22 protein-coding genes and 1 tRNA gene are annotated in these 21,523 nt (G+C 34.0%); 19 read left to right on the top strand and 4 right to left on the bottom strand.

What is annotated here, in order from left to right; all coding sequences use genetic code 11:
- Nucleotides 1–267: 267 nt before the first annotated feature.
- The 12 genes from BR65_RS04940 to BR65_RS04885 all read left to right on the top strand — a co-directional run bounded on the left by BR65_RS04940 (nt 268) and on the right by BR65_RS04885 (nt 13,794).
- Nucleotides 268–1,758, top strand: a complete 1,491-nt coding sequence (locus BR65_RS04940) for a DUF1538 domain-containing protein (RefSeq protein ID WP_034537074.1) — start codon at nt 268–270, stop codon at nt 1,756–1,758.
- Complete coding sequence (locus BR65_RS04935; RefSeq protein ID WP_034537073.1) at nt 1,751–2,419, top strand: P-II family nitrogen regulator; 669 nt, start codon at nt 1,751–1,753, stop codon at nt 2,417–2,419. Before BR65_RS04940 ends, BR65_RS04935 begins: the two co-directional genes overlap by 8 nt.
- Before the next feature lie 298 nt (nt 2,420–2,717).
- Complete coding sequence (locus BR65_RS13960) at nt 2,718–3,002, top strand: hypothetical protein (RefSeq protein WP_034537072.1); 285 nt, start codon at nt 2,718–2,720, stop codon at nt 3,000–3,002.
- Nucleotides 2,992–4,116 carry a carbohydrate kinase gene (locus tag BR65_RS04925; protein ID WP_034537071.1) on the top strand — a complete coding sequence of 375 codons (1,125 nt, stop codon included), beginning with the start codon at nt 2,992–2,994 and terminating at the stop codon, nt 4,114–4,116. The genes BR65_RS13960 and BR65_RS04925 overlap by 11 nt, the downstream gene beginning before the upstream one ends.
- A 99-nt stretch (nt 4,117–4,215) precedes the next feature.
- A complete protein-coding gene (locus BR65_RS04920) occupies nt 4,216–4,716 on the top strand; it encodes a signal peptidase I (RefSeq protein ID WP_034537070.1) in 501 nt (166 codons plus the stop codon).
- Nucleotides 4,717–5,319: 603 nt separating this feature from the next.
- Entirely contained in the window at nt 5,320–5,994 is a 675-nt protein-coding gene (locus BR65_RS04915) for a M73 family metallopeptidase (protein WP_034537068.1), read from the top strand.
- 117 nt (nt 5,995–6,111) lie between these two features.
- Entirely contained in the window at nt 6,112–7,902 is a 1,791-nt protein-coding gene (locus BR65_RS04910) for a hypothetical protein (RefSeq protein ID WP_034537066.1), read from the top strand.
- Between the two features lie 319 nt (nt 7,903–8,221).
- Complete coding sequence (locus BR65_RS04905; protein WP_169741892.1) at nt 8,222–8,914, top strand: hypothetical protein; 693 nt, start codon at nt 8,222–8,224, stop codon at nt 8,912–8,914.
- A gap of 170 nt (nt 8,915–9,084) precedes the next feature.
- Nucleotides 9,085–9,930, top strand: a complete 846-nt coding sequence (locus BR65_RS04900; RefSeq protein WP_034537064.1) for a metallophosphoesterase — start codon at nt 9,085–9,087, stop codon at nt 9,928–9,930.
- 152 nt (nt 9,931–10,082) lie between these two features.
- Entirely contained in the window at nt 10,083–10,973 is an 891-nt protein-coding gene (locus BR65_RS04895) for an aldo/keto reductase (protein ID WP_034537062.1), read from the top strand.
- Nucleotides 10,974–11,265: 292 nt separating this feature from the next.
- Entirely contained in the window at nt 11,266–12,267 is a 1,002-nt protein-coding gene (locus tag BR65_RS04890; protein WP_034538623.1) for a Gfo/Idh/MocA family protein, read from the top strand.
- Nucleotides 12,268–12,471: 204 nt separating this feature from the next.
- Nucleotides 12,472–13,794, top strand: a complete 1,323-nt coding sequence (locus BR65_RS04885) for a DEAD/DEAH box helicase (RefSeq protein WP_034537060.1) — start codon at nt 12,472–12,474, stop codon at nt 13,792–13,794.
- A gap of 127 nt (nt 13,795–13,921) precedes the next feature.
- Here BR65_RS04885 and BR65_RS04880 read toward each other — a convergent pair whose 3' ends face one another.
- Nucleotides 13,922–14,515: a hypothetical protein gene (locus BR65_RS04880; RefSeq protein WP_034537058.1), complete on the bottom strand. Its 594-nt coding sequence runs from the start codon at nt 14,513–14,515 to the stop codon at nt 13,922–13,924.
- 304 nt (nt 14,516–14,819) lie between these two features.
- Between BR65_RS04880 and BR65_RS13955 the strand changes: the two genes are divergently transcribed.
- Complete coding sequence (locus BR65_RS13955) at nt 14,820–14,981, top strand: hypothetical protein (RefSeq protein WP_023178450.1); 162 nt, start codon at nt 14,820–14,822, stop codon at nt 14,979–14,981.
- 47 nt (nt 14,982–15,028) lie between these two features.
- Complete coding sequence (locus BR65_RS04875) at nt 15,029–15,499, top strand: SRPBCC family protein (RefSeq protein ID WP_034537056.1); 471 nt, start codon at nt 15,029–15,031, stop codon at nt 15,497–15,499.
- A gap of 48 nt (nt 15,500–15,547) precedes the next feature.
- Here the strand turns inward: BR65_RS04875 and BR65_RS04870 are convergent, their stop codons facing one another.
- Nucleotides 15,548–15,970: a hypothetical protein gene (locus tag BR65_RS04870; protein ID WP_051932661.1), complete on the bottom strand. Its 423-nt coding sequence runs from the start codon at nt 15,968–15,970 to the stop codon at nt 15,548–15,550.
- 205 nt (nt 15,971–16,175) lie between these two features.
- Between BR65_RS04870 and BR65_RS04865 the strand changes: the two genes are divergently transcribed.
- From BR65_RS04865 to BR65_RS04850, 4 genes are read left to right on the top strand one after another with little or no spacing between them, the layout of a single operon-like run.
- Nucleotides 16,176–16,571, top strand: a complete 396-nt coding sequence (locus BR65_RS04865) for a GntR family transcriptional regulator (RefSeq protein ID WP_034537054.1) — start codon at nt 16,176–16,178, stop codon at nt 16,569–16,571.
- A complete protein-coding gene (locus BR65_RS04860) occupies nt 16,564–17,253 on the top strand; it encodes an ABC transporter ATP-binding protein (protein ID WP_034537053.1) in 690 nt (229 codons plus the stop codon). The genes BR65_RS04865 and BR65_RS04860 overlap by 8 nt, the downstream gene beginning before the upstream one ends.
- Nucleotides 17,250–18,083: a hypothetical protein gene (locus BR65_RS04855; protein ID WP_034537052.1), complete on the top strand. Its 834-nt coding sequence runs from the start codon at nt 17,250–17,252 to the stop codon at nt 18,081–18,083. The genes BR65_RS04860 and BR65_RS04855 overlap by 4 nt, the downstream gene beginning before the upstream one ends.
- 18 nt (nt 18,084–18,101) lie before the next feature.
- A complete protein-coding gene (locus BR65_RS04850; RefSeq protein WP_034537050.1) occupies nt 18,102–19,361 on the top strand; it encodes a hypothetical protein in 1,260 nt (419 codons plus the stop codon).
- An 85-nt stretch (nt 19,362–19,446) separates the two neighbouring features.
- Here the strand turns inward: BR65_RS04850 and BR65_RS04845 are convergent.
- Nucleotides 19,447–19,520, bottom strand: a tRNA-Arg gene (locus BR65_RS04845).
- 88 nt (nt 19,521–19,608) lie between these two features.
- Complete coding sequence (locus BR65_RS04840; RefSeq protein ID WP_034537046.1) at nt 19,609–20,232, bottom strand: TetR/AcrR family transcriptional regulator; 624 nt, start codon at nt 20,230–20,232, stop codon at nt 19,609–19,611.
- A gap of 305 nt (nt 20,233–20,537) precedes the next feature.
- Here BR65_RS04840 and BR65_RS04835 point away from each other — a divergent pair, with 305 nt between their 5' ends.
- On the top strand, nt 20,538–21,425 hold the full coding sequence (locus BR65_RS04835; protein ID WP_156098849.1) for a S1 RNA-binding domain-containing protein: 888 nt from the start codon (nt 20,538–20,540) through the stop codon (nt 21,423–21,425).
- Nucleotides 21,426–21,523: the final 98 nt, after the last annotated feature.

Raw genomic sequence — 21,523 nt, 5'->3', positions numbered from 1 at the left:
TTTTTTGTCTATTTATCTAGTCTACAGCCACTCTTTTTCAATATATAGATTCAACGTGTAGGAATACAGATTTTATTTTTAGTCAATTTTATGGTACAATTTATTATGGGTAGTAAAGTGGGTGCTTGCATGAGTGGTTGATGAAAGCAAAAAACTTTCATGTTAAACGAATAGATAAAAGGACGGCAAATCATCTTTTTGTTTTCTTCAGCAATTCTCATTAAGTAAAGACGGAACTACCAAAATTAGGAAGGATGTGTCGTTTATTTGAATATACTTACAGAAAAATTTAAAGAAGTGTTGCTCTCAGTTTTACCAATTGTTGCAATCGTTTTGATATTGCATTTTACCATAGCGCCACTTGAAACGAATTTATTACTGCGTTTCTTATTAGGTGCTTTATTTGTAGTAATAGGACTAGCAATTTTCTTATTAGGAACGGATATAGGGATCACCCCGATCGGGACCAATCTAGGAAAAGGAATTGCTAAAAGTAATAAGGTTTGGATTGTTGCTGTGGCGGGGATCGTGTTAGGCTTCTTTATTTCAATAGCTGAACCTGATCTGCATATTTTAGCAAATCAAATCTCAGACGTAACAGGAGGACTCATCAATAACTCAAGTATACTGATTTATGTTTCGATCGGGATTGCAATTATGATGACCATTGGTTTGTTACGGATCGTGTTTAATATTCCTTTATACAAATTATTAACAGGAATTTATTTTGTTATTTTTATTCTTTCATTATTTACATCAAATGAATTTTTAGCCATCGCCTTTGACGCTTCTGGAGCGACTACAGGTGCTTTAACTGTTCCGTTTATGTTGGCTTTAGCTTTAGGTGTATCGAATTTGAAAAAAAATGGAAAAGCATCTGAAAAAGACAGTTTTGGATTAGTAGCCGTTTCTTCTTCAGGAGCCATTATTGCAGTTATGATGATGAACATACTTGGCGGACAAGATGAACTTTCAGGAAGTTTAGCAGTCGATTTAAGCGGTTCTGAATCGGTTATCGCACCATTTCTTCATCATTTTCCTACGATTACAAAAGAAATCTTAATTGCTTTAGTACCAATTATTTCCATTTTCTTACTATACCAAGTCTTTTTCTTAAAATTATCGAAAAGAAAGTTAGTTAAGATTTTAAAAGGTGCCTTATATGTTTTCATTGGTTTAGTTATTTTCTTAGTTGGAGTAAATGCTGGTTTCATGGAAGTTGGAAGTGTGGTAGGATATACTGTAGCGGCATTGGACAATAGCCTATATGTCTTGATCGTTGCTTTTGTACTAGGAATCGTAACCATATTAGCTGAACCAGCTGTATATGTGTTGACGCATCAAATTGAAGATGTAACAAATGGATATGTTAAGAGAAAAGTTGTACTAACAGCTCTATCTATTGGTGTCGGTTTAGCCGTTCTTTTATCAATGATTCGTATCTTAGTTCCTGGTTTACAACTATGGCACTTTATCTTACCAGGTTACATTGTAGCTATTGGATTAATGTATGTCACGCCTAAAATGTTTGTCGGAATGGCATTTGATGCTGGTGGTGTAGCTTCTGGACCAATGACAGCCACGTTCATTTTAGCGTTTGTTCAAGGAGCAGCTGAATCGATTGAAGGTGCTAACGTCTTGTTAGACGGATTTGGTATGATCGCAATGGTGGCAATGATGCCGATTATTACATTAGAAATACTTGGTTTGTTATTCAAAATCAAATCTCGTAAAGGAGGACTCCAATCGAATGAGTAATACGATTATAGAGGGAATGGACTTTGATATGCTGTTCTTAGTAGTCAATAATGGAACAGGGAGCAGAGCCCTTCAAATTGCAAAAAAATGCGGTATATCAGGCGGAACCGTTTTTCGAGGATTGGGAACAGCCTCTAATTCAGCATTGAAATTCTTTGGAGTAGAAGATGTCAAAAAAGAAATATTAATTATGGCAGCACGCAAAGAAACAGCTGAAGAAGCATTAGATACTTTAACTGAAAAATTACAATTGAAAAAAAGAAATCGTGGAATCGCCTTTACGATTCCTTTAGCAAATTTATTAGGAAACCGAAATTGCGTCTATAATCAAGATGCTCACAGCAGAAAGGTTGAGGATATTATGCATCAAGCTATATTTACGATTGTCGATCGTGGCCAAGCAGAAGAAGTGATCGATGCTGCTGTTGCAGCTGGATCTCAAGGAGGAACAGTTATCAACGCTCGTGGTTCCGGCAGCCATGAAACAAGTAGATTGTTTTCAATGGATATTGAACCAGAAAAAGAGGTTGTCATGATCCTTACCGAGCAACACACCACAGATGCTGTAGTAGCATCCATCAGCAACGCCATGAAAATCGAACAACCCGGAAACGGTGTACTCTTCACAATTGATGTATCAAACACAAGAGGATTATTCTAAAGATTGCTCTCATCTTGTTAGTCCAAAAAAAGATAAAGTTCCCTTAAACAGCTAAGGCTGAAAACGGAATTTTATCTTTTTTAGTTTATTTCTGTCATTTTTACTAAACAGTGGACAAACAAGAGCAATTTTAGAAGATGATTGTCCATTAATAATAAACCGGTTAGCAGCAATTTAATTTGATGATTAAAATAATTCTTTTGCTCTTTTACCATGTAAAAGGTAAGTAAATTGAAATTAAGCTTTATCTACGTTAAAATAATGAATATCAATCGAATTGATAATCAAAAAATAGACAATGGGTAAGTCACTACAAATAAAGGCATCTTGTAATAATCATGATTTATATGAGAAGGCTTACAATAATTGTAGGAGGATTTATAAATTAAACAATGAAGGAACGATTTGCATCGTTTATGCTTATGGATCTGATACTTTAGAGGTCTTAATTACTACAGCTATTAGTAACGTAACAGAACATGAGTTGCAAGCAATAGATGGGGAAAATCAGTTGATTCAAAAGAATGCTAAAGTGAATGTAGAAAGATGTAACAAGAAAGGAATACACACTCATGAGCCTTAATGAAAAAGAAAAGTTAATTTTAGAATCTATTCGTGATAACCCTTTTATACCGCAACAAGAATTAGCTGATACTATTGGCTTATCTCGTTCAGCTACAGCTAATCTTATTTCAGGGCTTGTTAAAAAAGATTATTTATTAGGAAAAGCATATGTATTAAATGAAGAAGAACCAATCATTTGTATTGGCGGAGCAAATATTGATCGTCGCTATTTGGTAAAAGATAAGATGATTCAAGGGACGTCTCATAATGTGCAATCACGTACCAATGTTGGAGGTGTAGCACGCAACGTTGCTGAAAATTTAGGACGGTTAGAAGAAAAAGTGATGCTGTTTTCTGTTACGGGAAATGATACAGAATGGAAGATGATTGAAAATCAATCGGAACATTTTATGAATCTTAAAGCTGTTGATAGAATTGAAGGCTGTCCTACTGGAACGTTTATGGAAGTCATAGATATGAATGGAGAAATGGTTTTAGGCTTAGCTGAAGTGGATATTTTTGATAAAATGACGCCTGAATGGCTCAGTAAGCACCTTTCTGTGTTAAAGCGTTCAAAATATATCATTGCTGATTTGAATTGTCCGAAAGATACCATAGAGTTTTTAAAGAGTTTTGCTACTAAATACAATATTCCAATTGCATTAATGACCGTCTCCGTCCAGCGTCTAAACAATTTGCCGGATTATTTAGGTGGGATAAAGGTGTTGGTCACGAAACACAATGAAACAGCAGCTTACTTTGATATGGAAGTCGAAACGGATGAGGATTTAAAGGATGCTGTAAAAAAATGGTTAGGTAAAGGTACAGAACACGTTATTATTTCTAAAGGAAGCACTAAAATTGCTTATGGAAGTCAAGAAGACGGTGTTCAGATTTTTAATTATTCAAGTGAACAAGATGATCGCTATAATTGGGGAATGAATGAAGCCTTTTGTGCTGGATTAGTCTATAGTCGTTTACAAGATAAGTCGATTCCTGAGAGTATCACTGTTGGCTTAACGAATGCTTTTCAAACATCTCAATCCATTTATGTTGTCCGACCTAATTTATCCAAGAATCAATTACAAAATGAATATAATGCATGTTTAGTAGATAAAACTTTTTATGATTAATTCATGATTTTTGTTTGGCCATAAAGGAAATACGATAGATTTAATAAGTGAGATATGCTATCTTTAATGAAAACGTGAAGATAGCGAGGAAATTTAAAAATGAAGATAGTAAAATATATTGGAAATACAATAGTGTTAGTTGCAGTTCTTATTTTTGTCGTAATCGCCGGAATTAGCTTCTTTTCTGCACCAGATAGTAGCGGGTTATTTGGGTATAAAGGCTACACTGTAGTAAGTGGAAGTATGGAACCTAAAATATCAGTTGGAGATTTCATTATTGTTGAAATAGGGCCCTATGATGATATTGAAACCGGAGATGTTGTAACTTTCGAATACAATACAGAAATCGTTACACATAGAGTAATGGATAAGACAGAAGAAGGATTAGTTACAAAAGGGGACGCAAACAATATCCAAGATCAAGGATTTGTAGCAGAAGAATCTTATATTGGGATTCAAAAATTGCTTATTCCTTATTTTGGATACGTTATTACCTTCTTACAAAAACCGATTGCTTTTGCTCTTGTTGTTGCTTTAATGGGCGTATATCTCATTTATCTTTATCTCCATCCGACAAAAGAGGAAGAAATAAAAGAGTAATTTTAAATAAACAAGTGTTTGTTTATTGGTATATCAGTAAATTGTCACAAATTAGACAAAAAAATATTTATGCATTAGAAAGCGTAATTAATAAATAGATAGTGGATAAAATAGTCCGCTACCTATTTATTTTTTTTGTTTTTTTTATTTTTTTTTAGTTTAGTAAGAAAAAATTAGAAATTAATTCAACTAAAAAGAAAATGGAATTGCATCAAAATTTATAAATAATACTAAAAATAGCTTTTTTTTTATAAAAAGACATTTTTAAATTCCAAAAGATACGCAATCGACCTTTTTTATGCAATAAATATTCACTATATACTTTTTATCTAAAAACAAATGTTGCTTTATTGTTTAAAATTACATTTGTTCTTATACATAAAGATAACAATATAATTATAAATGCCATTCTAATGCAATTTGTTTGATTATCAAACCTTATCTTAAAGGTTCTGAAAAATGAACAAATGTTACATCTTAGAAGATGTATATTTATAGTGTTGAATAAAAATGATATAATTTGACTTCTTTTTTTTCTAAGACTATAGTTACGGATGTTGGGAACAAATAAAAAATTAAAGAAATAATGGAGGAGAAAATAAAATGAAAAAAGAATCGGCAAGCAGAAGGAAAAAGTTACCATTATTACTAGGAGCCTTATTAATCATCAGTGTGGCAGCATACGGGACACGAGCTTACTTTTCAGATAGTGCTACACAACAAGCAAACATTGAATTGGAATTAGGAGACGTAGAAATTTCAACAGATAAAACAAAAGAGTGGAAATATACTCCTTTAGAAACTGGAATTAATTTAGATGCAACAGAAGCTAAAAATAAAAAATTAGGTAAATCAAAACAAGACGCTAACGTGGTTTATACTAATGTACGTCCAGGGGATTCATTTACAAGAGAGTATGTTATTGAAAATACAGGGTCTCTAGATGTTAAAGTAGGATTGGAGTACAGTGGTCAATTAGTACAATCTCCTCTACCTATTAAGTTAGAAGGAGCAGAGATAAATGTACCTAATATTAAGGTTGAAGATACACCTTTCCTAATTTCTATTAGTGGACTACAAACAAACTTTACTCTTAAACCAAAAGGAACAGAAAAATATACTGTTACAATCACTGTAGATGAACAGGCAAATAACGATTTTAATATTAATAACAAAAAATCAGCTGACTTAGATAAATTCACATCTGATTTTCTTGAAGAAACTCTAAGTATAAAAGCTGTTCAAACAAATGCGGATAATGCTACATTAGTAGATTAATAGTTAGCGAATAATATTAGAAAAAATATATTTTGAAGCAAACTGTTAGGCACGACGTCTAATCGTTTGCTTCAGAATTTTTTACTATATAAAATAAATTGTGTGAAGGGGATAGTAATGGGAAAACTAAAAACGATATTATGTATGTTAACCAAAATTAGTTTACTTTGTTTTGCTTTCTTTGTGCTATTCCCTTCATTACAGGTACAAGCCGTTTTTAGTGATACGGCTAATATAAACATGGGGATCAAACTAGAGCTGGGAACAGTAAGTTTAGCTGCAGAGGATACCAATATTATTAACCCTGTGAGTTTCACTGAAGGTGGTCCCATCTTAATCGCTTCAAGTAAATTGGTAAATGATGGTAATCTGTCTGGGAAACTTGCTTATAAGATTGATGTGACAAAAGAGAATAAGCCACTGACAGCCGATGAATTAAATGATACGGAAATTTCAATTAATTTTGGAACCCTAGCGAATAAAGTAGAAGCAACTGCAACAACTTTAAATACTAATAGTTTTACTTTTGTAAAAAATTCGAGCGGTAGTGATGTCTTTATTGAACCTGATTCTGTAGGTAAAGTTCCAGTAACTGTTTCCTACAAAAATAGTACTTCTACTAAACAAGAAAAGTTGAAAATTAAAGCTACATTTAGATTGATCCAATCGAATGCTTCAAATGCGGATGCTAATATGTTTTTGGATGAAATAATGTTAGAAAATAGTATTTTGTTAGTTCCGAAAGTTATTGAAGAAAAAAGTTATTGGCCAGATAAAAGTACATTTACTAATAAAACTAGTAACAATAAAGTTACTTATAGCTTAGAAAAAATGGAAATGGTATTTAGCGAAGTTTACAATCCAAAAAATTATCCTATTAAAGAAATAAAAAATTTAAATAAAGCAGTATTATATATACAGTTACCAATTGAAGAAGAATTAAAAACAACAGATTATAAAACAGGGAAACAAATTGATACTTTTAAGTTTTATAGCAGAACTCCAAATGCCACAGGTAAAGTTAATGTTGAAAGTATAGAACTAGATGAAAAAAATCATGGTTATAAAGTGACGTTTAGTCTATTAGATTCTTATGATTCTTCTGATCCTAATAAGGTGCAGGAATATAAGAATAAACTTAATTATCAATTACATCAACAATTCGGATTGGAAAAATATACTTTTAATGGTTATGATGATGGATATTATGACACATATGCTGAGATAGGTATTGATAATGACAATTATGCTAGCCGATTAGTTCTAAGTAGTGACATTCCGAATGAAACAGATGCATGGAATTATGAACAAAAAATAATTCCGTTATCAGCGGCGGAAAAAACGATTACCATAAAACAATTAAATAAAAATTCAAATTGGGTATACAAAAGTGAATTTAAAGACGTTCGATTTACTGAAGAAACTCTCGAATTTGAAGTGAAAGAGAAAGATTCTAAACTAGTGGACTATTCTTTAATTTCTAAGAATGCATTTTCTCTAAAGTTAAATCCGGGTGGAAATAGTAATGAGGCTACCTTAAATGTAATAATTACTGGGGATACAAAAAATACATTGATCATTTCCAGAAAATTAGAATTGCAGAATTATTTAGTGAAAATAAAGTCAGCTAAGATATCTTCAACAACTGAAGAAACTAAACAACAAACAAATTCTGAAGAAAAGATAAAAGAACCCAGTTCAATGATTGACAGCACCGTGCCAAATGGTCAAGTTATTGAAGAACCTATTGATGGAGATGATCAAGAAGAAGTAGAAGAAGTAGAAGAAGTTGTTGATTCTTCATCAGCTGACAGCGATGCTGAAATAAAGGAAGAAACTGTACCAATTGAAAATTCGGATCAATCTACATCTGAAGAAAAAATAAGTGATGAACAGATAAACGAATAAAATAAAATACAATAAGTCCTTACCTTTAAAACAAAGATAAGAACTTCATCTAAGAGAACTAGGAAACTAGTTCTCTTTTTTTTGCCTTTTTTTAAAATAATCCTTAACTAATGAAATTTTATGCCGATTAATTATATAAGAAGACAATTTTTTGAAAGATTAGTTTAAATGATAAAATTAAAATGTAAGGGCTTTATATAATAAAAACAGAATCTTTATACAACATTTACACAAACAAAACGTGACAAAAGCAACGAAAAGTAGTAAATTTATTGTATGAAAATAGATTAAAATTGAATAATAGGAAGTGGTGTTTTTTATGAGAAATCCAACTGTTCAACCTCATACAACTAAAAAGAACGCAGCGCATCCTCGTTTAAATTCAGTTGTCCTTTTTGGTTTAGCCTTATTATTACTCATTTACATTCTTCATCCTGCTTATACTAGAATAGTAGATGATGTAATCAGCACCTATCGTACTACTTTTCCATCAGAACAAATGGAGAAGAAAGATACACTTCAGGTTATCGGTGATTCTGCCAGCTCTGAAAAAGAGATAGTAGAAGAAGCAAAAGCTTTGAAACAGGAAAAGCACCAAGAAGTGACAATTTTAACCTATTATGATTCTAATTTACCTTCTGAAGAATCCAATTCTGCAAGAGAAATAAAATATAAAGCTGAAACAACTGATGAAGGAGTAAAAATTAAGAATTTTTATTCTAATAAAAATGTGGCTCCGGATACGACGTTATCTAGTCAATGGGACGTTAGCGAGAATAATTTTGATTTAGTCAGTGGCGTTCTTACAATTGAATTAATGATTGAAGAAAAGTTGAGTCCGGAATCGATTATAGCTCAATCAAGAGGATTGATCGAATTACTTATGACGTATAATGCTGAGAAAGAAATCCACTCTATTGAACTTGAAATGAAAAGTGGTAAGGAAAATTATTCATTTAATTCTAAGGAAGCAGACACATTAGTAAGTACAAAGATAGTATATACAAACTAAATACAATAAAATTAAAATTCCAGTTCTGTATAAATTAGAACTGGAGTTTTTTTGAAAAGTTCCTTTCTTTGGTAACCGTTTTAATAAGAAAACTATGATACAATAAGGCTAGATTATTAAAAGGAACGCATAGAAGCAATTAGATTTAGTTTGGTCAAGGAGGAATACACATGTCAGGATGGGCAATAGTTGGTGTGATCGTAGCAATTGTATGTGTCATCATTCTTTATTTATACTTACAAAACACACAACTACAACGAACAGAGATCGAAATAAAATTACCCTTTACAGAAAAAAAACTAAGTGGCACGAAAATTATTCACTTATCTGATTTTCATCTGCCACGTCAAGGAGTGTCTATCAAGAGACTAATTGAAAAAGTTGCAAATGAGAAACCAGATATGATTGCATTAACAGGTGATTTAATTGACGTACGAGATGACTTTCCTCAAGAACAGTTGGAGTCTTTGTGTCGTGCTTTAGTCGATATCGCGCCAACTTTTGCGGTCACAGGAAATCATGACCTTGGTTCGGGTCATTTACAAAAGTGGGAAACAACACTAACTTCTGTTGGTGTCAGAGTATTGATTGATGAAGCGGAGTGGTTGCCAGTCGGTGATGATGGAATAGTCGTGATGGGATTATCCGAAAAAGAAGACTTTGAGGCTACTCCAAAACCAATTTTAAGAGGAGTGACGATCCCTGAACCTTTGCGCACAAAACCACGTATTTTATTAGCGCACCGTCCAGAATTGTTTGAAGAGTATTTAATGGATTTAACACGTGTTCCTGCCCTTACACTTAGTGGGCATGCTCACGGTGGGCAAGTGAGAGTACCTTTCTTAGGCGGCTTGTTTGCCCCAGGACAAGGCAAATTTCCGACCTATACCAGCGGAATTTATTATGATCCTGAAATGCCTGCTTATCGTATGATGGTCAGTCGTGGAATTGGAAACTCGACTTTCCCATTTCGGGTCAATAATCGTCCAGAAATGATCGTCATTATCTTACATTAATAAATAAAGTAATGATCAAATAGAAGACAAGATCGGAAGGACTGTAATAGGTCCTTCCAATCTTGTTTTTTTATTTTTGTAAGTGTTTTCTTTTGAAGTTTAGGTCACTCTTGTTTAAACTAAAGGTAATAAAGTTTAGGAGGCGGATAACTATGGTAGTAAGCTTATTAGACAGAATGGCATTAAACAACGGATACACGATTCCAGGAATTGGTTTAGGAACAAGTGGAATGAAAGGCCAAGAAGCTGAAGATGCAGTTTTCTCAGCTATTATGAAAGGTTATCGTTTGATTGACACAGCTTCAATGTATGATAATGAAGAAGACGTAGGACGCGGAATTAATCGTGCTGTCAGCTCAGGTGTTTCACGAGATGAAATTTTTGTTGTAACTAAAATCTGGAAAACGGATGCTGGGTTTGATAATGCTATCCAATCTTTTGAAGCAAGTTTAGAACGGTTAAATCAACCTTATGTAGACTTATTGTTGATTCATTGGCCGGATAAAGATGACGCTGTAAACTTAGATACATGGAGAGCTTTAGAAGATATCTATGAATCTAACAGAGCAAGATCAATTGGTGTATCTAACTTTAGCAGAGGCGATTTGGCTGAACTATTAAAAGAAGCAAAAGTACGTCCAGCAATTAACCAGTTTGAAGTTTATCCAGGTAACCCAAATCAAGACTTAAACGACTATTGTGATTCTGAAAATATTGTAACGATGGCATACAGCCCATTGAAAAGAGGAAATGTCAGCAAAGAACGCCATTTAACAACGATTGGCGAAAAGTATGGCAAGACGCCTTCGCAAGTAGCTTTACGCTGGGATATCCAACGAGACGTTATTCCAATTCCAAAATCTAGCAACAAAGATCGGATCCAAGAAAATGCTGAAGTCTTTGACTTTGTATTATCAGATGAAGATATGAATACGATTAATGGTTTAGATAAACAAAATAGAGACCGAAATCCGAATGGAATGGTTCGTTCTGGAGATGTAAAAGGACGGACAAGTCGCGAAAACAGACAAGGACGTCGGTAAAAAGTAAAAGGCCAACCACTACAAAATAATTAACTAAATAAAAGAATAACTGACACCATATAGTGTGAATAACCTTTAAACCAATGGATAAAATGCTTTTTAAAGCATTGATTATTCATTGGTTTTTTTGCAAAGATAAAAGATGGATACCAAAGTAACATCAATCGAAATAAGAAAGCAGCAACTTGCCAAATACGTATTCTTGTTTCAATTAGAGAAAGGAATATGGTATGATAAAAGAAAAAACGGTTGCACTAAAAGTGTAAACGATTTATTAGGTGGGGTTGAAATGGTGTTAAACTTAGGAATAATTGGAACAAATTGGATCACAAACCAATTTGTGGATGCTGCAATAGCTACACAAGAATATCAAATGGTAGGGGTTTATTCTAGATCGATCGAAAAAGCAAAAGCTTTTGGCGAACCGTATCATGCAACTGTTTTTGAAACAAGTCTGGAAGCTTTTGCAACCAACACAGATATTGATGTCGTATATATTGCTTCTCCAAATAGCATGCATTACGAACAAGCGGTGACTTTAATGAAAGCCGGTAAGCATGTTATTGTTGAAAAACCTATTTTCTCTAATCCACGCGAATGGACTGCGGCAATTAAAGTAGCTGAAGAAAATAATGTCTTTATTTTTGAAGCAGCTCGCCATGTTCACGAAGAAAACTTCAAAATTGTAAAAGAAGAAGTTAAATCGATTGAAAACCTACAAGGCGCAACTTTTGCTTATATGAAATATTCGTCTCGTTATGATGCTGTTTTAAATGGCGAAGAACCTAATATTTTCTCACTAAACTTTTCTGGTGGAGCTTTAGCTGATTTAGGGATTTATCCACTATATGCCGCTATCTCATGGTTTGGTGTGCCAGAAAGCAGCCATTATTTCTGTACAAAAATTGCTACAGGAGTAGATGGGAAAGGGACGATCATCTTACGCTATAAAGGGTTTGACGTCACTATTCTTGCTGGGAAAATTGTTAACTCTTATTTACCAGCTGAGATTTATGGATTAAACAAAACGTTGTCGATGGACAGCATTGAATCTATCAATACAATTGAAGTGATTGATCGCAAAACAAAATTGAAAGAAAGTATTGCTCAAAGTGCTTCTGAAAATCCAATGGAGGATGAAGCGAAAGATTTTGCAGATGTTATCAATTTTCCTGATGATGCAGCTAAACAAGCAGAATACAAAGAATGGTTGACGCTAAGCCAACAAGTAAATCAAGTCATGACCGATTTGCGTAAAGATGCCGGTATTGTTTTTGCAGCAGACGAAAAATAAACGGAACAAAACTAGAGTTGAGACAAAAGTCTCAGCTCTTTTTTAATTATCTAAGAGAGTTCTACCGTTCAAAATAAAAAAATTCTTTTAGTTTTTGATTAAATAAGATAAGTGGTAACGGAAAAGTTAGCTGAAACAAGATAAATTTGTTATGATAGACGATGACAGCAAGCAACCTGTACCAAAAGAAACGAGGACTTAATTATGTTAATAGAAAATAGTTTACCCGCATTTAAACAGCATTGGGAAGAATTAGCTTATTCAGAACCTTCTGCTATTCAAGAAAAAGTATATGAACCTTTAAAAACAGGCAAAGATGTGGTGGGTATTTCGCCAACTGGAACTGGTAAAACAGTCGCGTATACTCTTCCAGCACTCGAACAAGTTGAGCCAAAAGCAGGTTTACAACTTGTTATTTTGACACCCTCACAAGAATTATCGATCCAAGTCGGGGAAGTCGTGCAAGAATGGGCAAGCCAAATCGGACTAACTAGTCAAACCATTATTGGTGGAGCAAATTTAAAACGTCAAATCGATAAATTAAAAGAAAAACCTGAGATTATTGTAGGTACTCCAGGTCGGATCTTTGAAATTTCGGAAACCAAAAAGCTAAAATTACATGCTGTAAAAACAGTTATTTTGGATGAAGCGGATCAATTATTGCAACAGGAACAATTAGCAACGGTGAGAAAGTTAGTCAATAAAATGCCTGGCCAACGTCAAATGGGATTCTTTTCAGCAACGAGCAATGAATTGATGCAAGAACTAGCCAAGTGGTTTAATGTAGAACCATTATGGATCGATGCAACAGAGGAAGACCGTTCTAAAGGTGAAGTTCTTCATGCCTACATTGAGACTCCTACACGTAAACGAGTAGAGACACTTAGACGATTGACGCACATGAAAGACTTTAGAGGATTAGTTTTTGTTAACAATGTAGCCAACTTGACATTGGCATTTGAAAAACTGACTTATGAAGGTATCTCAGTAGCTGTATTGCATGGAGAAAAATACAAAACCGAACGTCGACAAGCTTTGCAACAGTTTCGTGATGGAAAAATCAAGTTGTTGTTAACGACCGATGTTGGATCTAGAGGATTAGATATTCAAGATCTACCCTATGTTATTCAATACGATGTTCCGCAAACAAAAGAAAGTTACATTCACCGTTCGGGCCGTACTGCTCGTATGGGGAAAACTGGTACTGTTTTGACTTTAGTAAATGAACGAGAATTGAGAGAGTTTAAAAAATTGATTTCTTTATTAGAAATTACATTGACACCAGTGTATCTGTACGGAGGAGACATTGTTAAAGAACGTCCTTTGGCAGAAGAATCCCCCGTGAAAACTGAAACTGAAAAACCGACTAATAAACCGACTAATAAACCGAAAAAAACAGTTAAACCTCAGACAGAAAAACTAAGTAAAGTAATTGAAGAACCAGTTAAGAAAAAGAAAAAGCACCGCAAAAAAGTGGATAAAAATAAAGGTGCACGAAGAAAAACAAAAAATAAAGAAACAGACTAGAAAAACGAGAGTGAGACAAAAAGCGTTTAGACCCGAATCACTGGAACGAATAAGCGCAGTATGGTCATCGACCATCGAGCATTGTTCGCGAAGTGGACGTCGGGTCTACTCTTTTTATAGTTTAGGTTTATAAGATATCACTTGGTATTTTCCAACCAGCATCTAAGTATTCTTGAGAGGTAACGGGGTAAAAAACAACCGTGCTATTGGTAGATTTTAAAATGTATAATCCATCTTTTTTAACAAGCTCTAATGTTAATTGGTACGTTTCATCCGTACTTTCAAGGTTGGAATTAGGGGTGTACAGTTTTAAAGTTAAGGTAGAGCCTTCAATCGTATAATCTTTAATCTCACTGGCTCCCAGAGTCGTTCCCCACTCGCCAGGAACAAATAAATCATCCGTAATGGCGACAGTATATTTGCCGATATCGGATTGAATCGGTTCTGATTCTTTAGAATCAAAAGTAGCCCAGTACCCTTTGAAATCATCAAAAGTGATTATTCCATCATCTTTTTTTTCGTCGGATGATTCAATCGGCATAGCTAAGGCAGAACTTGATAGAGAAGAAGACTTTTCTTTTTGATCCGAACTAGAGATATCTGCAGTTGGTGATGCTGTCTCTTTCCCACAGCCTGTGATAATCAATAAGAATAGTAAGAGCGTGAACAGAAAGCCAGAGTGGAATAACAGAGAATAATGGCTCATTTTTAATTTATTCATTAAATAGACCTCATTTCGTTTTGAACCAATATTTATAGTGTAAGTGTAACAAGATTTAATTAAGAAACAAAGGAATATGCTGGTGAACAAAGCTTTCTGTTTAGTAGCGACTGGGGTATCGAATCATTATTTTTTGTAGAATAACACACTCTGGAATAAAGAAGAAGCATTATCGTTAAATAACTATCGAAATAAGTGTAAAAAGTTGACAGTCGTTTTTATTTTGTTGAAAATAGAATTGTAAAGGATTACAAAAATAGTTACACACTAGTTGTAGGATCAAATAAAGTGAGGATGAGAAAGCATGCTGAAAAACGGATTGTTTATGATGACAATTGGGTTTATTGCTGTGATACTAGGCCTGACAAGTTTAGATGAACACCGTATCATTATTTTAGGTATTGGTATCTTGCTAATTGTCTTAGGATTTATTTTATACAATACAGCTGAAAAGAAAGAAGATTAGTTAGCAAAAAGAACGTCAACTAAAGAATATGCGGGGGTGCGGATAGAATGTTGGCAGAAATACAGCAATTAAATGATGAAACGGTGGTTGAGTTTCATCGTGACTTTTCCTATCCTGTCTCAAAAGTATGGAGAATATTAACGGATAATGACCAGTTAGCAAAATGGTTCAGTGAACTAAAGATACAAGAGTTAACTGAAGGCGGAAAACTAGTATTTGATATGGGAAATGGGACATACGAAGAGATGACGATTACTGAAGTGAAAGTCCCAACTGTATGGGAATTTACATGGGATAAAAGTTTGGTTCGTTTTAATTTAAGTGAAAATCCAAACGGAACCCATTTAGTTTTAAAAGAATATATTAAAGTTGTGACAGAACATACGGCACGTGACGTTGCTGGCTGGCATGTTTGTTTAGATGTGATAGAAAAGGTATTAAAAGATGAGCCAGTTCAGAACCGAAAAGAAGAGTGGGATAAAGTCTATCCTGAATATAAAAAGAAACTGGAAGCCTAGCAAACGAAAATCTTTGAGAAAAGAAAAGTCCCTTTTTAGGGACTTTTTTTAGGTTTCAGACCAATCATCACTTTTGAACCATTTAGGTGTAGATAAAATAGAAATATGACGAATCGATTCTAGTTCTACAACCACATAGTCAGAGTCTGTTCGAATATAAATCAAGTTGTCTTCAAATCCACTCACGGTGCCAGTAATATCATCTTTGTAAAGACCGTTTTCTAGAATATCTGTTTGGAGCATCACAGACAGCTTTTTTGAAAAAGCATGGCTCAAACATTCAGAGATATCTTCTACTGTTTGCTTTACCTTTGGCTCATTAACCTTGTGGCGAATAGTCGCATGTTTCTTTTGTAACTCTGCATGGTCGGAGAGGATGAATCCTTGCCACTTGGCCATTTTTCGATCTTGATAGCCTTGTTGAGCAGGAATGAATCCTTTTTCAGGCTGTTCTTGAAAGTCTTTTACCATGTCTACCAACTCCTATAGTGTTTCTTTTCATTATACGAACAAACGTTCTTTTAGTAAAGGCGAACAGATTAATAAAAAAGTTATTGACAGCAAAGTGTATGAACCATATAATACAGAAATGGTGTATTAAGCAACTCATACACTTTTTTGTTTATAGCGTATTAAGTAAGTAGTACAGTTTGGAAAATAAAATTAGGAGGCTGTTATGAAGGTAAATTTCAATAAGCGAGACCCACTTTATGAACAAGTTGTGCGTCACTTTAAAGAAGAAATTGCAGCAGGAAATTTAATCCCAGGTCAAGAAGTTCCATCTAGACGAGAACTAGCAAGTCAATTAACTATTAATCCAAATACAGCTCAACGGGCATATAAAGAAATGGAGGAACAAAAGTTGATTTATACAGAAAGCAATTTGCCAAGCAAAATTACAGAAGACCCATGTATATTAGAAAAGGTCCAGAATGAATTATTGGAAGAAGCTGTTTCTTCTTTCGTAACTGCCATTCGTCCAATTCAACTGCCGCTTGATAAAGTTATTGGATTGCTAAAAGAAAAATATGAAGATAGTGTACTTGAAGAAAAGGAGGAGAAAAATGATTGAAGTAAGAGGGATAACGAAAAAATTTGGCCGAAAAAAAGTGTTAAAAGGAATCTCGTTTACTGCTAATAAAGGGGAAATCACCTGCATTATAGGAATCAATGGTGTTGGGAAAACGACGATCTTGAACGGAATCATGAATCTGACACCGATGAATAGCGGCGAGATTCTGATTGATGGAGAGAAAATCACAAAAAACAGCTATGAAAAAATGACTTATATCCCTGATACAATGACAATGTTGCCAGGTTTCAGAATCGAACAAGCTATGCAATTCATGCAAGATTTTTATCAGTCATGGAACCAAGAACGAGCTGATGAACTATTAAGCTTTTTCAAATTAACCAAAGAAGATAAAATCTCTTCACTATCTAAAGGAAACACAGCTAAAGTTAACTTGATGTTGGGCTTAGCTTTGGATGTTGACTACTTATTAATGGATGAGCCTTTTTCAGGAATTGATATCTTTAGCAGAGAACAAATAGCCAATGTCTTTACAAGTCATCTAATTGAAGACCGCGGAGTAATTATCACGACACATGAAATCAATGATATTGAACATTTGATTGATAAAGTGGTCTTGATCAATGAAGGACAAGTATTGAGAGAATTTAATGCAGAGCAAGTCCGTGAAGAAGAAGGTAAGTCCGTTGTGGATGTAATGAGAGAGGTGTTCCAACCATGAAAAATTATTTAAAATTGGTAAACTTTGAATTTAACCGTTGTATTAAACTTTATTCCGTCTTGATCGGGTTGACTATTGTATCGCAGATCATTGCTGTTTTTGTGGAGTCGAGACAATATTTGAGCATGGTGAATCAAGAAGTCTATCTAAATAAAATTCCCAAAGAAGCTTTTTTAAGCGAAACGGGTGGAATGAGCATGTTTTGGGTAGTAAATAATGGTTTGTTTTTAGTACCGATTCTTATTTGTATCTCAGCGATTTTATTTTATAGTTTCTACATTTGGTATGTTGAGTGGATGGGTAAGAATTCTTTTATCTATCGCTTATTGACTCTTCCAACATCACGAATGGCTATTTTTTGGTCTAAATTAACAACAATTGCTTTAATGATTTTTGGATTGGTTTCCGTTCAATTGATTTTATTGGTAGCGGAAAGTCAGCTATTAAAGGCATTGATCTCAGATGAGTTTAGAATTGATTTATCGATCCAAAAAATAAGCCAATTATCCTTTTACCTTTCCGTTCTTATGCCAAAAACATTTTTGGACTTTCTGACTTACTATGGTATTGGATTTATTTTACTCTTTTTACTATTTACCGCTATTTTATTCGAAAGAAGCTTTCGATTTAAAGGAGCAGCAATCGGTATTGGCTATGGTATTGGTTTATTCTTTATCTTTTTAGCACCCGTTATGGCTAGAGACTTATTTAATTTTAATAAGCTTTATCCAAATGAAATCATGTTCCTAGAATTTATTTTAGGAATACTTGTCATAGCAATAAGCTGTTGGACGAGCCGCTACTTATTGAATAAAAAAGTAACCGTATAAAAGGAGGCGAAAAAAACTATGAAACGTTATGTAAAATTAATCATTATTGCAATAGTCATTTTATTATCCATTGGAGTCTATTATATTCAACCTATGTTCAGTGCGGATGAGAGACCCGAATTCAAGATCATAGCGAATAGCGGGGATGAAACATTGAGTGAAAATATGGTCTTAAAGGGTTATTACTCAGAGAATGTGATGTTAGGAATGGGAATCGGGGATGACCTAAAAATCACATCAAAAGGGACCACCTATTATTCAGAGAGTACGAATAGTTTTCAATCACAGACCAGTGAAAGTGACTATGAAAAAATAAATCAATTGCAAGAGGATTACCGAAGCTTTATGCGCGGTAAAGAACCAAGTTTAGCAAACTTTTTTGAAGATGACACACTATTAGCTTATGCAGAATTGACCACCAATAATTATTCTTCTGTCACAGAAGATGAAGAGTTTAAAATCGAAGTGCTAAACAAGAAAACAAATAAAGAATCATCATTTTCAGTAGACCTTCCTAAAGGCACAAACTATTCTTATATGTATATAGAAGATATAGAAGTAGCGAATAACCAATTGATTATTGTCACAAACGGGTATTCTTTAAACAATGAAAACGAGCAGGATGAGCACCACTTTTATTCCATCAGTCTGCCGAACGAAAAAATTGAAAAAGATGAAAGTCTGCAACTGGACCTAGTAAATCTAGACGGTAAACAAATTCAATATGTTGAATTATTGAGCGGAATGAACACGGTTCAGACATCAAAATTTTTGGTGTACCGTGTAGAAATCGGTGATGAACAATCAGAAACAGAACTGTATGAAGATCAAGAGATCTATGAAACTACTTACGAATTGATTGGTGTAAATATAGAAACTGGTGAACAGTTTTTGATTGATCTGTCAGATGAAGTAGGAAACCAAGCATTAAGTAGTGCTTTTTCAATAGAAAAGGATATCCTTTACTTTTACAAAAAAAATAAAGAAACCATAACGATCTATACTTACTCTTTAGAGCAAAAAGAATTAAGAGAAATGGAAACAGCTGAATTATCTGAAGCTCAAAAAACAGCTCTAAAAGAAGAAATAACACTATCTGTTCATAACGGGACGGCTTTCTTCGTAAACAATGATAAAATAAAAGGGAAAGATCAACAAATTATGGCTTTTGACCTTGAATCAGGTAAAGCCGTTTTTGAAGGAGCTTTAATAGAAACCAAAAAACAATCCGCTACAAATTCGGAACTGTACCTTTATGAAGTGAATTTTCAAGAATAATAGACACTAAAAAGAATGACCTCTTTTCCAAAGTTGAACTTGGAAAAGAGGTCATTGTTTTTTTAATTTGATTGTACTAATAAAATGATCCTAGAGAGATTTGAACTCCCGACCTAACGTTTAGGAAACGTTTGCTCTATCCACCTGAGCTATAGGACCTTTTTAACACAGGTTCTATTTTCTCATAATTTAAAATAAATGTCTAGGAGGAATAAAAAAGCAATCGTTTTGTTTTGGACCACAATCCTTAATCAACAAGTTCATCTTTAGGTATACGGCCAAATACGGGTAATTTAAAAACATTACGATCCAACACGAAGATATCAGCCAATTGTTGTGCCATTTCAGCAAGTGCTGAAACATAGGATGTTGCATCCCATTCAACTAGATAACCATATATCCCATTCGCAACATAGGCACCAAGAAGATCTTGATACTTTGGAGAGTACGGTGTAGCCGACAAAAAGTTGTTAATTAAAAAATCTTTTAAAAGTGCAGAGAAATGCATTTGGAAATTTAAGAAGCCAACTGAATGAATGGCTAAATGGAAAAACCGGCGATGTTCATAAATAACGGCAAACAGAGCATCAGACAAAGGAACGGTTTGTAACTGAGAGTAGTCGATTTGTTGGTAGTTATCTTGTAATACAACAGCTAAGTAATCTAAGAACTGGTCTTGTATTTCTTTTAGAATATCTTCTTTGTAGGCATAGTGTTTATAAAAAGTTCCTCTATTAACTCCAGCTTTATTGACGATGTCTGTAATTGTGATCGTTTTAAACTCATTTTCTTTTAACAATTCAATAAACGCTTCAGATATAGCTTTTTTACTTCGCATAATGCGTATATCGACTACTTCTTTTTCTGACATAATGGTTCCTCCTGCAATAATCCAGCAACTTGTATTTACAAATAGTATACAGTAAATGAAAAGCGAAAAGCTAAAAGAGACTGAAATAATAAGTGAACAATTGGTGACAATGTAGCGATATGTCACTATTTGTTCAAGAAATGCCTGTTGAAGAGGCATATTTTGTCCGAAATTGAACTGAAATGATTATAAATGTACCAAGAGAGAAAAAGTTACAAAAAAGTACGTAGAAATAAAAAAACATGTGCTATAATTAGATGGAATAAATAAAGCGGTTAATATTTTTAAGGGGTTGAAAGGAACGTATGGGTATAAAGAATCTAGTTAAAAAATGGATTGGGGTCCAAGTCAAGGAAACGACTTCAGCGGATGTAGCAGTTCTGGAAAGAAGTGAAACCGTTTTTTTAGAGAAGGATAAAAAGCTTAATGAGCAAATAGAGTATGCTGCAATCTTTAATATGATCCAACAAGAAGTTGCATTGACTGGTATCGTATTATCTTCCCAATATGATGAAGAATTAGCTAGTGATGTGGTTAAAGTAGAAGTGAGTGGCATTCCGGTTGTCATTACTCGTGAAGAGTTAGGTTGTACGCCACATAATCTCCCTTTGATGCGTTACGTGGGTGAAACGATTCAATTCCAACTAATCGAAGCCAATGAAGCAAACGGTTTGGTGATGGGTTCTGCCAAAAAGATAAAAGAGAAAGAATTCGACAAACTCTATCAAGAGCTTAAAGATGGAAAACAATTTCAAGCGAAAGTGACTAAGATTTTGCGTTATGGCGCGTATTGTGTGATTGGAGATATCTCTGTTCAAATGTTGAATAAAGACTTTGCTGAAGACCACACCACAATCGGAGATGTTTTAGAAATAGGGGATACCATCGATGTGCGATTCAAACGAATTACTGAAAATAAAAATTTAAGAGTCGAACCTCTTGTAAGATACAAAAACGGAGTATCCGTTTCATTAACCGAACTGGAACCAAACCAAGTGGTATTAGGAACGGTTAGAAGTGTAAAAAAATGGGGAATCTTTGTAAGAATTGCACCAAATTTAGATGCGTTGTGTTCAATTCCTTCTCACCTAGCAGTAAGAGAAGGCGATAAAGTTTCTTTTAGAATCACACAAGTGTTAAAAGAAGAAAAACGAGTCCGTGGAAAAATCGTCCGTTTAATAAAGAAAGATTAAAAAATACATAATAAAATAGAGGAGGTGAGACTATATTGTCTTATCGTCTCTATTTTTCTGTTCAACTGAAATGTATTCTTAAATATAGTCCTGATAAA

It is taken from the genome of Carnobacterium inhibens subsp. inhibens DSM 13024 (assembly GCF_000746825.1).
Lineage (GTDB): Bacteria > Bacillota > Bacilli > Lactobacillales > Carnobacteriaceae > Carnobacterium_B > Carnobacterium_B inhibens.
The sequence above is the reverse complement of the archived record's forward strand: the minus strand, read 5'-3'. Positions and strand labels throughout refer to the sequence as shown.